The sequence below is a fragment of the uncultured Bacteroides sp. genome, from assembly GCF_902491285.1.
In the GTDB taxonomy this organism is placed as follows: domain Bacteria; phylum Bacteroidota; class Bacteroidia; order Bacteroidales; family Bacteroidaceae; genus Bacteroides.
Genome location: NZ_CABUHK010000097.1, coordinates 1 through 17,188, shown reverse-complemented (window position 1 = coordinate 17,188; position 17,188 = coordinate 1). Strand labels below are relative to the sequence as shown.

At 38.2% G+C, this 17,188-nt stretch carries 13 protein-coding genes; 2 read left to right on the top strand and 11 right to left on the bottom strand.

Translation table 11 applies throughout. The features are described from left to right. Positions 1-158: 158 nt before the first annotated feature. Positions 159-2,687: an ATP-dependent Clp protease ATP-binding subunit gene (locus tag RDN93_RS19145; protein WP_308746972.1), complete on the bottom strand. Its 2,529-nt coding sequence runs from the start codon at positions 2,685-2,687 to the stop codon at positions 159-161. A 357-nt stretch (positions 2,688-3,044) separates the two neighbouring features. Between RDN93_RS19145 and gyrA the strand changes: the two genes are divergently transcribed. Next, positions 3,045-5,621, top strand: a complete 2,577-nt coding sequence (gene gyrA, locus RDN93_RS19140; protein ID WP_308746971.1) for a DNA gyrase subunit A — start codon at positions 3,045-3,047, stop codon at positions 5,619-5,621. Between the two features lie 32 nt (positions 5,622-5,653). Then, complete coding sequence (locus RDN93_RS19135) at positions 5,654-6,868, top strand: tetratricopeptide repeat protein (protein ID WP_308746970.1); 1,215 nt, start codon at positions 5,654-5,656, stop codon at positions 6,866-6,868. A gap of 187 nt (positions 6,869-7,055) precedes the next feature. On the opposite strand, the gene RDN93_RS19130 is transcribed toward RDN93_RS19135, so the two are convergent. The 10 genes from RDN93_RS19130 to RDN93_RS19085 form a co-directional block, all read right to left on the bottom strand. Further along, positions 7,056-8,183, bottom strand: coding sequence for a universal stress protein (locus RDN93_RS19130; protein ID WP_308746969.1), 1,128 nt, complete (start codon positions 8,181-8,183; stop codon positions 7,056-7,058). Between the two features lie 77 nt (positions 8,184-8,260). Then, positions 8,261-8,551, bottom strand: a complete 291-nt coding sequence (locus RDN93_RS19125) for a hypothetical protein (protein WP_004295969.1) — start codon at positions 8,549-8,551, stop codon at positions 8,261-8,263. A gap of 128 nt (positions 8,552-8,679) precedes the next feature. After that, positions 8,680-9,507 (bottom strand): tetratricopeptide repeat protein, encoded by an 828-nt coding sequence (locus tag RDN93_RS19120; RefSeq protein ID WP_308746968.1) that lies wholly within the window; start codon positions 9,505-9,507, stop codon positions 8,680-8,682. A gap of 18 nt (positions 9,508-9,525) precedes the next feature. Then, positions 9,526-11,355 carry a BatD family protein gene (locus RDN93_RS19115; RefSeq protein ID WP_308746967.1) on the bottom strand — a complete coding sequence of 610 codons (1,830 nt, stop codon included), beginning with the start codon at positions 11,353-11,355 and terminating at the stop codon, positions 9,526-9,528. A gap of 31 nt (positions 11,356-11,386) precedes the next feature. Beyond that, positions 11,387-12,109 carry a tetratricopeptide repeat protein gene (locus RDN93_RS19110; protein WP_308746966.1) on the bottom strand — a complete coding sequence of 241 codons (723 nt, stop codon included), beginning with the start codon at positions 12,107-12,109 and terminating at the stop codon, positions 11,387-11,389. A gap of 16 nt (positions 12,110-12,125) precedes the next feature. Beyond that, positions 12,126-13,154, bottom strand: coding sequence for a VWA domain-containing protein (locus RDN93_RS19105; protein WP_308746965.1), 1,029 nt, complete (start codon positions 13,152-13,154; stop codon positions 12,126-12,128). A gap of 47 nt (positions 13,155-13,201) precedes the next feature. Beyond that, positions 13,202-14,185: a VWA domain-containing protein gene (locus RDN93_RS19100; RefSeq protein WP_308746964.1), complete on the bottom strand. Its 984-nt coding sequence runs from the start codon at positions 14,183-14,185 to the stop codon at positions 13,202-13,204. Positions 14,186-14,235: 50 nt separating this feature from the next. Further along, entirely contained in the window at positions 14,236-15,324 is a 1,089-nt protein-coding gene (locus tag RDN93_RS19095; RefSeq protein ID WP_308746963.1) for a hypothetical protein, read from the bottom strand. Beyond that, positions 15,324-16,193, bottom strand: a complete 870-nt coding sequence (locus RDN93_RS19090; RefSeq protein ID WP_308746962.1) for a DUF58 domain-containing protein — start codon at positions 16,191-16,193, stop codon at positions 15,324-15,326. Before RDN93_RS19090 ends, RDN93_RS19095 begins: the two co-directional genes overlap by 1 nt. Positions 16,194-16,277: 84 nt before the next feature. Beyond that, positions 16,278-17,188: AAA family ATPase (locus RDN93_RS19085; protein ID WP_308746961.1), on the bottom strand; the 911-nt coding region annotated here is incomplete at its 5' end.

The following is a 17,188-nucleotide window of genomic DNA, read 5'->3' as shown; positions in this document are numbered from 1 at the left end:
TGTAACCCCAATATTACCTTTTTGCATAATACGTATATTTTTTAGTTTATCTATTTATTGATTTTAATTGTATTTGCACAGATAGAGACAAAAAAAATGCCAGACCCAAAGGTCTGACATTATGGCATATTTAAGATTCTGTTATATTGAAAATAATTCTATTCCGCAGGAACTACTTTCATCTCCAATTCGCCTTTTTCTTTGTTAAGAATGACTTGGATGCTGTCGCCTTCCTTCAAGGAGGAGGAAATGATAAGTTCGGATAGCCCATCTTCTAAATAAGCTTGAATGGCGCGCTTTAAAGGACGGGCACCATATTGTACGTCATATCCTTTGCTTGCAATGAATTCTTTTGCTTTATCTTCAATAACAAGCTTATATCCAATAGATTCAATTCTGTTATACAATCCTTTCAACTCTATGTCTATAATCTTTGTAATTGCTTCCAAAGAGAGTTGGTCAAATGTTATGATTTCATCTACACGATTAATGAATTCGGGTGCGAATGATTTATTCAAAGCCTTTTGTATTACGCTTCGCGAGAATTCTTTGTCATCCAGACGACTTTGTGTCGCAAATCCGACCCCTCGTCCAAAGTCTTTTAACTGACGGGTTCCAATATTGGAAGTCATGATAATAACGGTATTTTTGAAGTCTACCATTCTGCCATAACTGTCAGTCAAACGACCTTCGTCCATTACTTGAAGCAGGATATTGAATACATCCGGATGTGCTTTTTCTATCTCATCAAGCAATACGATAGAATATGGTTTGCGACGTACTTTTTCTGTCAACTGACCACCTTCCTCATATCCTACATATCCCGGAGGTGCTCCGACTAACCGTGAGACCGTAAATTTCTCCATATATTCACTCATGTCTATACGGATCAGCGCATCGGCAGAGCCAAACATGTATTTGGCCAACTCTTTTGCCAAGTGAGTCTTACCAACTCCTGTCGGGCCTAAGAACATAAATGTGCCAATCGGTTTATTGGGATCTTTCAGTCCTACACGGCTTCGCAAAATAGCTTTGACGAGCTTCTCTATTGCTGTATCTTGCGCAATGACTTTAGACTGCAAGTCTTCTTTCATACCTGCCAGTTTTATGCCTTCAGCTTGCGCCATACGCTGCACAGGGATGCCTGACATCATGGATATCACATTGGCGATTTCTTCCGCATCAACAGTTTGCCTGTTTTCCTTCAGACTAGCTTCCCATTCTTTTTTCATCTCATCCAGTTGGAGGGAGAGTTCTTTTTCCTTATCTCGGAAACTAGCCGCAAGTTCGAAGTTCTGCGATTTTACAGCTTCATTTTTCTTATTCTTAGCTTCTTCAATCAGTTTTTCCTGTTCTTCTATCTCTTTGGGGACATTGACATTAGTTAGATGTACACGTGAACCGGCTTCATCTAAAGCATCAATGGCCTTATCTGGGAAATTGCGATCTGTGATATAGCGATCTGTCAGCTTGACACATGCTTCTAATGCTTCGTCTGTATAATATACATTATGATGATCCTCATATTTGTCCTTAATATTACGCAGAATCTGAAGCGTTTCTTCTGCAGTTGTGGGTTCCACTATTACTTTCTGGAAACGACGTTCCAAAGCGCCATCCTTTTCGATATTTTTACGATACTCATCCAAGGTAGTGGCACCAATACATTGTATTTCTCCTCTTGCCAATGCCGGTTTCAGCATATTTGCAGCATCCATAGAACCTGCTGCGGAACCTGCACCTACAATCGTATGAATTTCGTCAATAAACAAAATGACATTCGGATTCTTCTGTAACTCATTGAGAATGGAACGAATACGTTCTTCGAACTGTCCGCGATATTTAGTTCCGGCTACCACGGCTGTCATATCAAGGGCTACTACTCGTTTGTCAAACAGAATTCGGGAAACCTTTTTCTGAATGATTCTTAACGCTAGTCCTTCAACGATTGCTGATTTTCCTACACCCGGTTCGCCGATCAAGATCGGATTATTCTTTTTGCGACGGCTCAGGATTTGGGCCAGACGTTCGATTTCTTTTTCCCGACCGACTACAGGGTCTAATTTCCCTTCTTCTGCCGCTTTTGTCATATCTGTACCGAAATTATCGAGTACTGGTGTATCATTAGACGGCTTTTTGGAAGCGGTTTGTGCCTGCTGGCGTTCGTCACCACCTCTGCCACTTGAACGGGGAGAAGACATTTCTTCTTCATCATCATCGTCTTCAGGAAATCCCATACCTGAGTTAATATCAGGTTGCAACGTGGCTTGCTCCAACACTTTTGCGTAATTTATATCATTAGCTTCAAGTACTGAAGCTGCCATATTGTTTTTCTCTCTTAAGATTGCTAACAGAACATGTTCTGTATCAGCGATGTTACTTTTCATTCCACGTGCTTCTAAAATACACATTTTTAATATTTTTGCCGCATCATTAGATAACGGTACCTCTGCATCAGGCAGTAGCATATCATCAGCTTCTGCCTTCAGTTGAGCTTCAATCTGCTGTTTGATTATAGCCAGATTGGTGTTGAGTTTAGACAATATCTCGATAGCTTTCCCTTCACCGTCACGGAGCATTCCCAGAAGCAGGTGTTCGGGGGCTATGTACCTACTTCTCAGCCGATTCGCTTCTTCCTTACTATAGACGATAATGTCGGAAACTCTTTGTGAGAATTGATTATTCATACTTTTTCCTTTTCTTCTAAGGGTTATTCACTGGCAAATATACGCATTAAATCAGGTTTGTATTGCAATATTTGCTTTATTTCTTATATCTACAAATGGCGTGCCATAAAAACGGTGTATTTGCATTATATATATAAGGTATAACAAATATTCAGGTCTTTTTTACTGATGTTGCACTATCTTTATACCTTACATTTATTATTTTTCTCCTTTTGTTTTCGTATTTTAAAACTTAGTCGGATGTCGTTCTATCCATAATAAAACTTTCTTCCTAAAAACTTTCGTATATCCGGGAAAAGTAGTACTTTAGCGTGGTTTTTCACAAACCATAGAATGTATAATTAATAATCATTTTAAATGCTTGAACAAGACAGAATTATAAAGATTAACATCGAGGAGGAAATGAAGTCATCGTACATTGACTACTCCATGTCGGTCATTGTTTCACGTGCCCTTCCGGATGTTAGAGATGGATTTAAGCCCGTTCACCGTAGAATTTTATACGGAATGATGGAATTGGGTAATACTTCAGACAAACCTTATAAGAAATCAGCCAGAATCGTAGGCGAGGTGCTTGGTAAGTATCACCCTCATGGAGATTCTTCTGTTTATCTTGCAATGGTGCGTATGGCTCAGGAGTGGGCAATGCGTTATCCTTTGGTAGACGGACAGGGTAACTTTGGTTCGGTAGACGGTGATAGTCCTGCTGCCATGCGTTATACCGAGGCTCGTCTTAATAAGTTGGGTGAAGCAATGATGGATGACCTGTATAAGGAAACTGTTGATTTCGAACCTAACTTTGACAATACGTTGGTTGAACCCAAGGTGATGCCGACCCGTATTCCTAATCTTTTAGTAAATGGTGCATCCGGTATTGCCGTTGGTATGGCTACCAATATGCCACCTCATAATCTTTCGGAGGTAATTGATGCCTGTGACGCATATATCAATAATCCGGAGATTACAGTTGAAGAGTTGATGGAATTTGTCAAAGCTCCGGACTTTCCTACAGGTGGATATATATATGGTGTAAGCGGTGTTCGTGAAGCATATCTGACAGGTCGTGGACGTGTGGTTATGCGTGCGAAAGCAGAAATAGAAACTGGACAGACACATGATAAGATTGTAGTAACTGAGATCCCGTATAATGTGAATAAGGCAGAATTGATTAAATACATTGCTGACCTTGTGAACGATAAGAAAATAGAGGGTATCTCGAATGCGAATGATGAGTCTGACCGTGATGGTATGCGTATTGTTATTGACGTGAAACGTGATGCAAATGCTAGTGTAGTGCTGAATAAACTCTATAAGATGACAGCTTTGCAGACATCATTCGGTGTAAACAATGTCGCTTTGGTTCACGGGCGTCCGAAGACATTGAACTTGAGAGATTTGATTAAATATTTCATTGAGCATAGACATGAGGTTGTTATTCGTCGTACTCAATTTGAACTTCGCAAGGCAAAAGAACGTGCGCATATTCTCGAAGGTCTAATTATTGCTTCGGATAATATTGACGAAGTAATCCGTATTATCCGTGCTGCTAAAACTCCTAATGATGCTATAGCGGGCTTGATAGAACGCTTCAACCTGACAGAAATTCAGTCTCGTGCTATTGTAGAAATGCGTTTGCGTCAGTTGACTGGTCTGATGCAAGATCAACTTCATGCAGAATATGAAGAAATAATGAAGCAAATTGCTTATTTGGAAAGTATTCTGGCTGATGATGAAGTATGCCGCAAGGTGATGAAAGAAGAATTATTAGAAGTAAAAGCGAAATACGGGGATGAACGTCGTTCGGAAATCGTCTATTCTTCAGAAGAATTTAACCCGGAAGACTTCTATGCAGATGATCAAATGATTATCACAATTTCTCATATGGGATATATCAAACGTACGCCATTGACTGAATTCCGCGCGCAGAATCGTGGTGGAGTAGGTTCAAAGGGTACAGAAACCCGTGATGAAGACTTTGTAGAGCATATTTATCCGGCTACCATGCACAATACTATGATGTTCTTTACACAAAAAGGAAAGTGCTATTGGTTGAAAGTATATGAAATACCCGAAGGAACGAAGAACTCTAAGGGACGTGCTATCCAAAACTTGCTGAATATCGATTCTGACGATAATGTAACAGCATATTTGCGTGTGAAGAGTCTGGAAGATTCTGAATTTATTAATAGCCATTATGTATTGTTCTGTACTAAGAAAGGGGTGATAAAGAAAACACTGCTTGAACAATACTCTCGTCCTCGTCAGAATGGTGTAAATGCTATTACTATTCGTGAAGATGATAGTGTAATTGAAGTTCGTATGACGAATGGCAATAACGAGATTATCATTGCTAATCGTAATGGACGTGCGATTCGTTTCCACGAGGCAGCAGTCCGCGTAATGGGACGTACTGCAACAGGTGTGCGTGGTATCACTTTGGATAACGATGGTCAGGATGAAGTTGTTGGAATGATTTGTATCAAGGATTTGGAAACAGAATCTGTGATGGTTGTTTCTGAACAGGGATATGGTAAACGTTCTGAAATCGAAGATTACCGTAAGACTAACCGTGGCGGTAAGGGTGTTAAGACCATGAATATTACTGAGAAAACAGGTAAGTTGGTAACAATCAAGTCTGTAACAGATGAAAACGACTTAATGATTATCAATAAGTCTGGTATCACCATTCGTTTGAAAGTGGAAGATGTTCGTATCATGGGACGTGCCACTCAAGGGGTTCGTCTGATTAATCTTGAAAAACGTAACGACCAGATTGGTTCGGTATGTAAGGTTATGACCGAAAGTCTTGAAGATGAAATACCGGCAGAAGAAGCGGAAGGAACTATTGTGAGTGATCCAAATGCAGATTCTCCTGATGTTGAAGATTCTTCAGTGGACGTTAACGAAAACGAAAGTAATAAAATTGAGGAATAGACATAATATTAATAATTAATCAAACAACAATCATGAAAAGAGTATTATTTTCGATGGTTTTATTGATGGCTGTTAGCTTCTCATTCGCACAAATGAAGAATGTAAAGGAAGCAAAGAGTATGGCTAATGACGTAAAACCTAATTTTAAGCAGGCTGAACAGCTTATTAAGGAGGCTATGAAGAATCCTGAAACAAAGGATCTTGCTGACACATGGGACGTTGCTGGATTTATTCAGAAGCGTATCAACGAAGAGCAAATGAAAAATGCTTTTTTGAGAAAACCGTATGATACATTGAAAGTATACAATAGTATTTTGAAAATGTATGAGTACTATACAAAATGTGATGATTTGGCACAAGTTCCTAATGAGAAGGGAAAAATAAAAAATAAATATCGTAAGGCAAACGCTTCTAGTATGCTAGCTGAACGTCCTAACTTGATTAATGGTGGTATCCAGTATTTCAATTTAGATAAGAATAAGGAAGCACTGAAATTCTTCGCAACATACGTAGAGTCAGCTTCTTATCCGATGTTGGCAGATAAAGAAATTGCTAAAACTGACACTCTTCTTCCACAGATTGCTTATTATGCAACATTAGCTGCTGATAGAGTAGGTGACAAGGATGCTATCATTAAATATGCTCCTACAGCTTTGGCTGATAAAGACGGTGGTAAATTTGCAATGCAGTTGATGGCTGATGCTTATAAGGCTAAAGGTGATACTGTAGCATGGATTAAGGCGTTGGAAGAGGGTATCCTTAAGTTTCCGGGAAACGACTATTTCTTTGCAAATTTGGTTGACTATTATAATAGTTCTAATCAAGCTTCTAAAGCAATGGAATTTGCTGATAGAATGTTGTCTAATGATCCTAATAACAAACTGTATTTGTATGTAAAAGCATATCTTTATCATAATATGAAAGAGTATGATAATGCAATCGAGTACTATAAAAAGGCTATTGCTGCTGATCCTGAATATGCAGAAGCATACTCTAACGTTGGTTTGGTATATTTAATGAAAGCACAGGATTATGCTGATAAGGCTACAACAGATATCAATGATCCTAAGTACGCTGAAGCACAAGCTGTAGTGAAGAAATTCTATGAAGAAGCTAAGCCTTTCTATGAAAAAGCTAGAACTTTGAAACCTGACCAGCAGGACTTGTGGTTGCAAGGACTTTACCGAGTTTATTATAACTTGAATATGGGTCCGGAATTTGAAGAAATTGATAAGATGATGAAATAATCATTTTCTTTGAAATAAAAAAAGAAGGTTACTTTGTGTAGCCTTCTTTTTTATTTCATAAAAAGATGTGTGTGATGTATCTCAAATAAATAGTAAAAAGGAGCAAGGTTTAAATTTCTCTCTTTTTCTATTAAACATAATAATGATTATTCCCTAATTCTGAGTGCCTTTTTTATATATCATTTGATCATCCCCCCCCTCCGTTAATAACAAGTAATGGTGTATCGGAATGAAATATCATCTTTCTGGCAATACTGGGATTAAATAATCTAGCAAATATACTTCTTTTATATGACGTAAGTGTGATTATATCTATTTGATTATCTTTGATATATTGCTCAAGTCCTTTTAGTAGATTGTTATTCATTACTACATCATAATGAATTTCGAGCCCTGGGTATTGTTTATGGAAATATTCTTTTATTCCTGCAAGTTTTATTTCATTCCAGGCATCTTTGGACTCGGTAAGGTGTATCAAGGATACAGAAAAATAAAATGATTTCCAAGTATTGAAGAATTCCTCAAATGCAATTAAATCCCTTTGATCGAAATTGGTTATGAAAGCAATACGCTTGACCTCACTGAACTGTTTGAATGGTGTATTTTCAGGAATGGCCAACACAGCAGTACGGCTTCTGTCAATAACTTCAGCAGTTACACTACCGATCAAATCAATATCCTTTTGATTCTTTCCTCGAGTTCCCATGATAATCACAACGGGACGCTGCTCTTTGGAATATCTGAGGATTTCTTCCTCAGGAATGCCTTCCCGTAGAATACAACTATATTTGACATCCGGAAATTCTCCTGAGGCAACTTTTTCTTTTATCTTGGTTGACAGAGCATTGAGATCAGAATGTGCTTTGTGAATAATAGTCTTTACAGTCTCTTCATCGCCAACTTGGTAATTGAAAACATCTCCATATGGCAATGAAGATGCATATATAGGAGTGAAATAAACATGCAATAAGACAACTTCTGCGTTCTCTGTTTTTGCTAGATTAAAAGCAAATTCACACGCTTTCATCGAGTAATTGGAAAAGTCGACAGGAATTAAAATCTTATTTGACTTTTCAATTTTGGGTTCCTTCTCTCCCACTATACTCTCTGATAACCAAGTAGAACTTTCTGTTATCTTCAGTGCACGTGGTAAATCACTTTCCTTAATTCGCAAACGGACACCTGAAGAAACGACTGGTTGTATTTGGTTTACATTATGAATGTATGTTTCTATACCTTCATTTTCAAGGACATTCTTTAATATCTGAGCTTTGGTATATGTCAGAATAGCTAGGGTTACTAATTTGTCTTCCATAAGTGTATATTTTTGTAAGGTGAGAACAAATAAGAAATCCCAATTGTTTGCTCAATTGGGATTCTGCTTGCTATATTTTAAACTTGCACAGATTCGGTAGCCTGTTCTTTTTGCATACTCATATTCAATTCATCTAGAATCTTTAAAGCCCGATCGAGAACTGTTGTATCGTCTAACATAACAAGCCCACCATCTGGACCGGGCTCAAGATGTATTCCGACACTTTTTCCCTCCTTGAAATTATGGCCTCCGAAAAAGTTTCGCACAGTATCTACGTGTAAACCAAGTTCGTCTGCTATTCGATGCATGCTACCGCTGGGCAATGAATCTTTAATCTTACGAAGTTCATTAAATGTTATTGTTCTCATGTCTCGTAAATTTAATGGTTAATACTATGTGATTTTTTTATCACGCTATAAACTTAAGCAAAAAAAAAGATAAAACAAATTATTTGCTTATCTTTTTTTATCGAATTTATAAAATCTATTATTAAGCTTTATATCACTTCAATAGTGGAAGCTGGTACCCATCCTACTTTTCCGTCTTCTAAACGGATTTCTTTCCATTCTTTCATTGAATTATCCTTGACGCTTACCTTTCTTCCTTCATGAAGAATAAATAAGCTAGTACCACTTTCGCTAGGTGTACTTCTGACTGTGATACTTGGATTCATTACTATCGCTTCATTCCGGTTTACCAAATGTTCCTTTTGTTCTGAAGCAAAAAGATTTGCGCATATGGTAATAATTAAAAAGATGATTCCTGATATGAAACCTGCTTTCTTGCATGTAACTTGTTTGGAGAATATGAAGAGGTAAAGAGCAACAATCAATAAAATGAAAGAAATAATTCCCCATATTGCCCATGCATCAACGCTCATACTATTTATCAAAGACCTAGTCCAGGAAACAAAGAATACCTCTGGAACAGGTTCTACTTTGTCTATTGTTTTAGCGCGTGCCACTTCAAGATTAGCACGAATGTCATTATTCCCTGGTTGTAATAATAAGGCACGTTCATAGTTAAGGACTGCTTTTGCTATTTCTCCTATTTTATAATAACTATTTCCTAAGTTGTAATAAATCTCAGCGGCCTCTCCGTTTTTAAGAAGACTTTCGTATACTTGGATAGCTGTTGCATAATCTTCTTTTATATATGCGGAATCTCCTTCAGCTTTTGTGACACCTCCTGATGTATTGTTGGAGAATATAGTGGAACTTGATTGTATAGAATCGTTTATTTGTATAGAATCAATGTTTTGGACATCTTGTCCAAAACAAGTCATCGATATTGCTATTAATATAAAAAATAATATTTTTTTCATAACACAATCTCTTCTGGGTTAATGTTTTATTGAATTCTCCATTTTGCTTATTACTTCTATTGAAGATGAATAAACCTTATCCATAGCTTGATTTTCATCACCTGGGGCGAAACGGGCAAATTCACAGTCATTCAGTGCATTCAAGAACTCTTTGATCAGTTCTTCATTCACTCCGTGATTTCTCAGTTTCTCTTCGATATTATCTTTGGATAAACGAGATACCGGAATATTTAATTTATCACTAATATATCCCCATAATGCCTTTAAAACCTCATCATAAAAAGCATCCTTCTTATTTTCGGAAAGTAACTTGCCTGCTAATTTCATTCGTTTTGTAGCGACTTTATTAGCTTTCTTTGTTCGTACTTTAGCAACATTGGCATTCTCGGTAGCTTGTTTACGATAAACGATAAAGAAGATAATAAAGGCAAGAGCCGGAATAATGTAGAATAACCAATAAGTCATTGAACCATAGAAAAAGCTTCCTCTAGGCTGAAGAGCTACCTCATTCTGCTTGATATAACGTATGTCTTCTCCTAATACTTTCAAGTCCTCTTTATTAGTAAAGTTTGCAATCACTTGATCTGCATTTCCCGCACCCTTCTCAATATTCACGACATACTCTTCCGTTTTCAAAGTTTTGTATGATTTGGAACGGATATCGAAGTAACTGAAAGACACTCCCGGAATCTTATATGTCCCAGCATGTCTGGGAATTGCCAAGTACTCGATTACTTTGTTGCCAGTAAGTCCTTCCCGAGTCAATCTGACTTGATTATCTACTTTAGGATCATATACTTCGAAATCATCTGGGAAGTTGATTTCTGGATTAGAAATCAACTTCAAGTTTCCTGTACCTGAAATAACCAGTTTAATTGTAATAGCATCATTGGTTTTCAATTCTTTGCTATTGATAGAAGACGAAATAGTAAACTCTCCCACTCCGCCTGAGAAGTCGGAAGGCTTACCGGCTGGAAGCGGATTGACGTTTATTGCTATCTTAGGCGTAGCGATAGATTTTTTTATCTCGATCACACTACTTCCACCGTTAAAGAATGCATCAAAAGGATCGGCCGATTGTACAGGTTTGCCTACTGTCATTTGAAATTGAGCCGGATCTATATAGAGTTTACCAGATTGCTGTGGAAAAAGCACAAACTGACGATAAACTGTTGTATAGTAGTTGCGTCCCTGATAATGTTCTGGAGTCCACTTGGCATTTGTAGTCATTTCGATTTCCTGTGAATGGAAACCTTTAAAATCAGGGAGTTTAGCATTATTTAGCTGCAAATTAGATTCTCTGGTATATATTTTATATGTCAGAACAAATGCTTCCTGCTCAAACACATTGGTCTTGCTGGCAGTTGCCGTGATAAACAGGTCTTGATTAGATACACTCGTGGCGGACGAGGAATGTACGGAAGAGTTATTATTACTATTTTGTCCGCTATTACTACTCTGGTCCTGTGGTAATACTTTAATTTTTACAGAGTTTGACACCATTTGGTTACCATCTGCTACTATTGAAGCACCACCAATTGTGTATTCACCAGCAGTGTTAGCCATCAATATATATGTAAACGTAATGCTGCTGGTAGATGTAACACTACCATTTATAATTTGAGTACTACTTTGTTGTGAGCGGCTTGGCCCCATCAGTACGTCAAACCCCTTAATTGAGGGTACCTGGAAATCCTTTACTTTCTGTGTGGTTACGGTGTAAGACAGCCTGAATTGATCGCCTACTACTACCGCGTCAGGAGCAGAAGCAGTAAAAGACACTTTGTCGGCCAACGCCTGAGTGCTATATGCTATCAATGCCATCAATATAATAATCAGTTTTCTCATTGCTTATGAAATTTATATCGTCAACTTTATATTACCAATCCTTTTCTAAACGACCACCTTGCATAACTTTCTGTTGTTTTTTTACTTTATCCTGCACGTTTTTTTCATCCTGCATCACAGAATTCAGTAGTTGCTCAGCGTTCTCCTTTGACATCTGATTATTTTGTTTCTCAGATTTCGGCGGTTGCTGCTGATCTTTCTTTTCATCTTGCTTCTGATCGTTCTGTTTATCTTTATTCTGGTCTTGTTTTTGATCCTGCTTTTGTTGATCTTTGTTTTGGTCCTGATTTTGGTCTTGATTCTGTTGGTTCTGTTGCTGATCTTTCAGCATTTTTTGTGCAAGAGCCAGATTATATCTCGTTTCATGGTCTGTAGGGTTATTGCGTAATGACATTTTATACGCATCTACAGCTTTAGCGTAATCTTTGCCGGCTTGGAAAAGCACTCCCATGTTGTGGTAAATATGAGCCAGTTTCATTTTATCCTTTTCTATATTACTAGCCGACACATATTGTTCCATGGCATCCTGAAACTTTTGCTGTTGTGAAAGCGTGTTTCCCAAATTATACATAGATACTGTAGATTTGGGATTTATTTCCAGGGCTTTTCGGTAGTTCACCTCTGCATCTATAAATACACTATCATTAAACAGCCGGTTTCCTTTACGGATATAGTCGCGTTCTGCTTTCTGAGCTGAGACAGTGGTTGTTGCCAACAGAAACACAACAGATAGAATATATTTACTTTTTAACATGTACATAACTATATAACTATTTCTTATTAGAAAACAGATGAACGTTCTTAAATAAAGGATTCTTGCGGTCCAAAATTAATATTTCTGCCAATAGCAATAGTAGAATAATCCAGGCAATTGCTTGGAATTGTTCGTTAAATTCCGTGTAGACTTTTGATTCCACATCAGATTTTGCCATTTTGTTCACTTCCTGATTAATAGCTTTCTGTGCAGAATTAGAGTTATCAACCCGTACATATATACCTTTTCCCTCTTTGGCAATCTCCTGACACATAGTCTCATTCAAACGGGTAACGATTACATTACCTTCCCGGTCACGTCGATAATCATTTGTACCTTCAGCTGGTATGGGAGCCCCATCAGGCATACCTACTCCCAACACATTTACCTGGATACCTTTTTCAGCGGCAGCCTTAGCAGCTTCGACTGCGCCACCTTCGTGATTCTCACCGTCAGTAATGACGATGATGGCACGTCCTACTCCTTCTTGGGGAGTGAAGCTACGAGTCGCTAAATTAATAGCTTCTCCAATAGCTGTACCTTGTTTGGATATTAACGAAGGATTTATAGATTCCAGAAACATCTTAGCGGAAATGTAGTCGCTAGTAATTGGCAATTGCGTAAAAGCATCACCGGCGAAAACAATCATACCGACTTTATCATTATCAAGCTCATCGACCAATCTGGATATTAGTCTTTTGGCTTTCTCCAAACGGCTTGGCTGTACATCCTGGGCAAGCATGGAGTTTGAAATATCTAATGCAATAATCACTTCGACTCCCTTACGTTTCACCGTTTCCAGTTTAGCACCAAATTGAGGACGTGCTAATAGTACTGAAAATAAACCGATAGCAGCAAAAAGTATCCAAAATTTCACATCTGGACGATATTTAGATACATCAGGCATTAGTTGAGCCAACAAAGCCGGATCTCCAAAACGGCGGATATTCTTCCTTCTTTTGTAGTTAGAATACAGGTAGAAAGCTGCTAAAAATGGTAATAGCAGCAATAAATATAAATATGTAGGTTCTCCAAATCGAAACATCTTCTTTACTATTTTACGATTGACAAATTACAATTGACAAACCACCTTTACGGAATCTTTTTGAGTATTGAATTACGTAGCAGTACTTCCAGTAAAACACAGAGAAAAGCAGCTAATGCAAACCAGTGATAGTCTTCATCCCGCTTGCTATACTCTTTTACATTCAGTTTAGTTTTCTCCAGTTTATCAATTTCTTCATACACTTCTTTCAGTTTCGAATTACTGGTAGCCCGGAAATAGTTGCCATCTGTTGTTCCAGCTATCTGCGTCAATGTCTTTTCATCAATTTCTACCGGCATATTTACATATTGCACAGTATTTCCGACCGGATAAGGATAAGGCGCCATTCCATTCGTTCCTACTCCAATGGTATATACACGAATACCAAAACTTTTAGCTATTTCGGCGGCCGTCATCGGAGAAATATCTCCTTTGTTATTGGTACCATCCGTCAGCAAAATGATAACTTTCGATTTAGCTTTGCTGTCTTTCAGGCGGGTTACAGCATTCGCTATTCCCATACCTACTGCTGTACCATCCTCGATAAGACCACATTTGATATTATGAATCATATCCAGCAATACAGCATGATCTACAGTCAATGGACACTGAGTGAAAGTCTCACCGGCAAATAATGTGATACCGATATTATCATTCGGACGTCCATTAATAAACTCTGCGGCTACATCCTTAGCAGCTTCCAGTCTATTAGGCTTCAAATCTTCGGCCAACATACTGGTGGAAACGTCGATAGCCAGCATGATATCAATACCTTCTATCTCGCTGTTTTGCCACTTATTAGTCGTTTGTGGGCGTGCAAGAACCAAAATAACCAATACCAACGCTATGATGCGTAGTAGAAATGGAGCATGCAACAAATAATTCTTATAACTTTTCGGAGTATGTGCATATACTCTAGCATCCGAAATTTGAAGAGTTGCTTCACTTTTTCTTTGCTTCAGAATATACCATACTATATAAGGTATAAGTAATAATAGCAAAAACAGATATTCAATATTGGCAAAAACCATTTTATTTATGATTTAACAGTTTACTATTTAGTATTCAAGTTACACATTCTTTATACAAAAAGATTGTATATCTGCATACCTATATATATAAAGGTACCAATCAATGCTACTGATAAAAGTGTAATTCCGCAAATCAGCATTACTTTGACGCGTAAAGAGCGCTTTTCAATGATGGTAATTTCTGTTGGCTGCGGTTTCTGGTTTTCCTCTTCCGGTTGTTTCGTTTCGTTGATAAAGTCGATAGCATTGATTAAGTTTGCGTCATTCTCATTCATCTGAGGATCATGTTTGGCAAACTTCACTAAATCGGCAGTCTGGAAGAGAACCTTCAAATCAGATATAGCCTCCTTATCATTCATTTCCAACAATTTATCAATAATTTCAGAAGAAGTCATTTCTAGAGCATTAAATCCGAAACGGTCTTTGATATAAGTACGAAGAGTATCAGTTAGTTCCGTATAATATTCCTTCGGCTGTCCTTTCTGCCATACCTTTTCGGTTTTGATACGTTCTATCTCCTTCATTGCAGCCTGATGTGGCGGCAACTTAGGTTCAACTTTTATCTTGCGGATAATCGGTTTATTATCACGGATACGGATAATAAGATAAATCAGCAAACCAAGTAGCGGCAAAGCTAGAAATGAACAAGCAATCAAGCCATACCAGTCTTCCCACGCGAAAGGTGCTTTCATTACAGGTTTCTGTCCAAAGAATTGGTCAGGATGTAATGTATCGACTGGCATGGAATATACTTTCAGTGCCAAAGCTTTAGATTTATACTCTTTACCGTCTACAGTAACAGGCATTGGCGGCAGATAATATAAAGCCGAGTCAAAAGAAGTGATAACATATTCCTGAGTAATCAGCATTCGCTGACGATCATTCAGGAATTGCGTATCCGTTTTGACAGTTTCTATAATTTCCACCCCCTTTACTAACGTGTCGGTATAAGCAGGAAAAACAGCACGCTGCTTGGCATCCATAGCTACTTGCAATTGCACTTTCGCCTGTTCGCCAATCAGTATTTGCAGCGAATCTATCTTAGCTTCCACTGTGACAGATTGCGCAGTTACTTTGCCGATAGATAGTAAACCTAATAATGCTATCAGAATAATATTTCTATTCATATTTGATTTCATTAATTTCGTTTGGCAAATAAGTTCAACAATGCCTTTACGTAATCTTGGTCAGTTCTGACAGATACAGAATCTACATTACTTTTGGTAAATGTATCGTTCAGTTCAGCCTGCTTCTGTATCCACCAGTCGCGATGTGCCCGGCGCACAGCTTTAGAAGAAGTATCTATCCATTGTTCATGACCGGTTTCCGCATCTTTTACCCGCATTAATCCTATAGGAGGAAGGTCGCAGATTCTCCGGTCATAAACTTGTAATGCTACTACATCATGCTTCCGGTTAGCTATAGTTAATGCGTTTTTGAAACTTTCCTGGTCAATGAAATCCGATAGAATGAATGCCGTACAACGCCTTTTCATTACGTTAGTCAAGTACTCCAATGCAAGACGTATATTCGTGTGACGGCTTTCCGGTTGAAAATCAATCAGTTCACGGATAATATATAGAATATGTTTACGTCCCTTTTTGGGAGGAATAAACTTCTCTATCCGGTCTGAAAAGAAAATCACACCGATTTTATCATTATTCTGTATAGCAGAAAAAGCGAGCGTGGCAGCAATCTCTGTTACCATATCCTTCTTTAACTGCTTGACAGTACCAAATTCCAAACTTCCGGAAACATCAACCATCAACATAACTGTCAGCTCACGTTCTTCCTCAAACACTTTTACGTAGGGTTTGTTAAAACGCGCAGTCACATTCCAGTCTATGTCACGTATATCATCGCCAAACTGATATTCCCTGACTTCCGAGAACGACATACCCCTACCTTTGAAAGCCGAGTGATACTGGCCTGCAAAGATATTGTTAGACAATCCCCGTGTCTTAATTTCAATCTGACGAACTTTCTTTAGTATTTCACTTGTTTCCATTTATACAGTAGTTAAGTAGTAAGTAGCTAAAGTAGTCAAGTGTACCACACAATGACTACTTATAGACTGTATTATAACTACGAATTAGGGTACTTCAACCTTATTCAGAATCTTGCTGATGATTTCGTCCGAAGTCATATTGTTGGCTTCCGCTTCATATGTCAATCCGATACGATGACGAAGAACATCATGCGCCACGGCACGTACATCTTCCGGAATTACATAACCACGACGTTTAATGAAAGCATATGTCCGGGCAGCCAAAGCCAAGTTGATAGAAGCACGGGGTGAACCACCGAATCCGATCATATCTTTCAATTCTTTGAGATCATATTTTTCCGGGAAACGAGTAGCAAATACGATATCTACTATATAACGTTCGATTTTCTCATCCAGATATACCTGACGAACAACTTTTCGTGCTTCAATAATCTCGTCAGCTTTCAGAATAGGTTTCACATTGAATTTCTCTCCGTTAATATTCTGGCGAATAATCAGCTTTTCTTCTTCCAACTTCGGATAGTCGATAACAACCTTCAGCATGAAACGGTCGACCTGTGCTTCAGGAAGCGGATAAGTACCTTCTTGTTCAATAGGGTTTTGAGTAGCCAATACAAGAAAAGGTTCCGGTAAAACAAATGTTTCCTTACCAATAGTAACCTGCCGTTCCTGCATTGCTTCCAGCAAAGCACTCTGTACTTTGGCCGGAGCACGGTTTATTTCATCAGCTAATACAAAGTTAGCGAAAACCGGTCCTCTTTGCACTTTAAAAGATTCATCTTTCTGACTGTAAACCATTGTACCGATAACATCGGCAGGCAGTAAGTCCGGTGTGAACTGGATACGGCTATATTTCGCATCAATCAGAGACGCGAGTGTCTTAATAGCCAAAGTTTTTGCCAGACCGGGTACACCTTCCAACAGAACGTGACCATCGGAGAGTAATCCGATAAGCAGTGATTCAACCAAATGTTTCTGACCAACAATGATTTGGT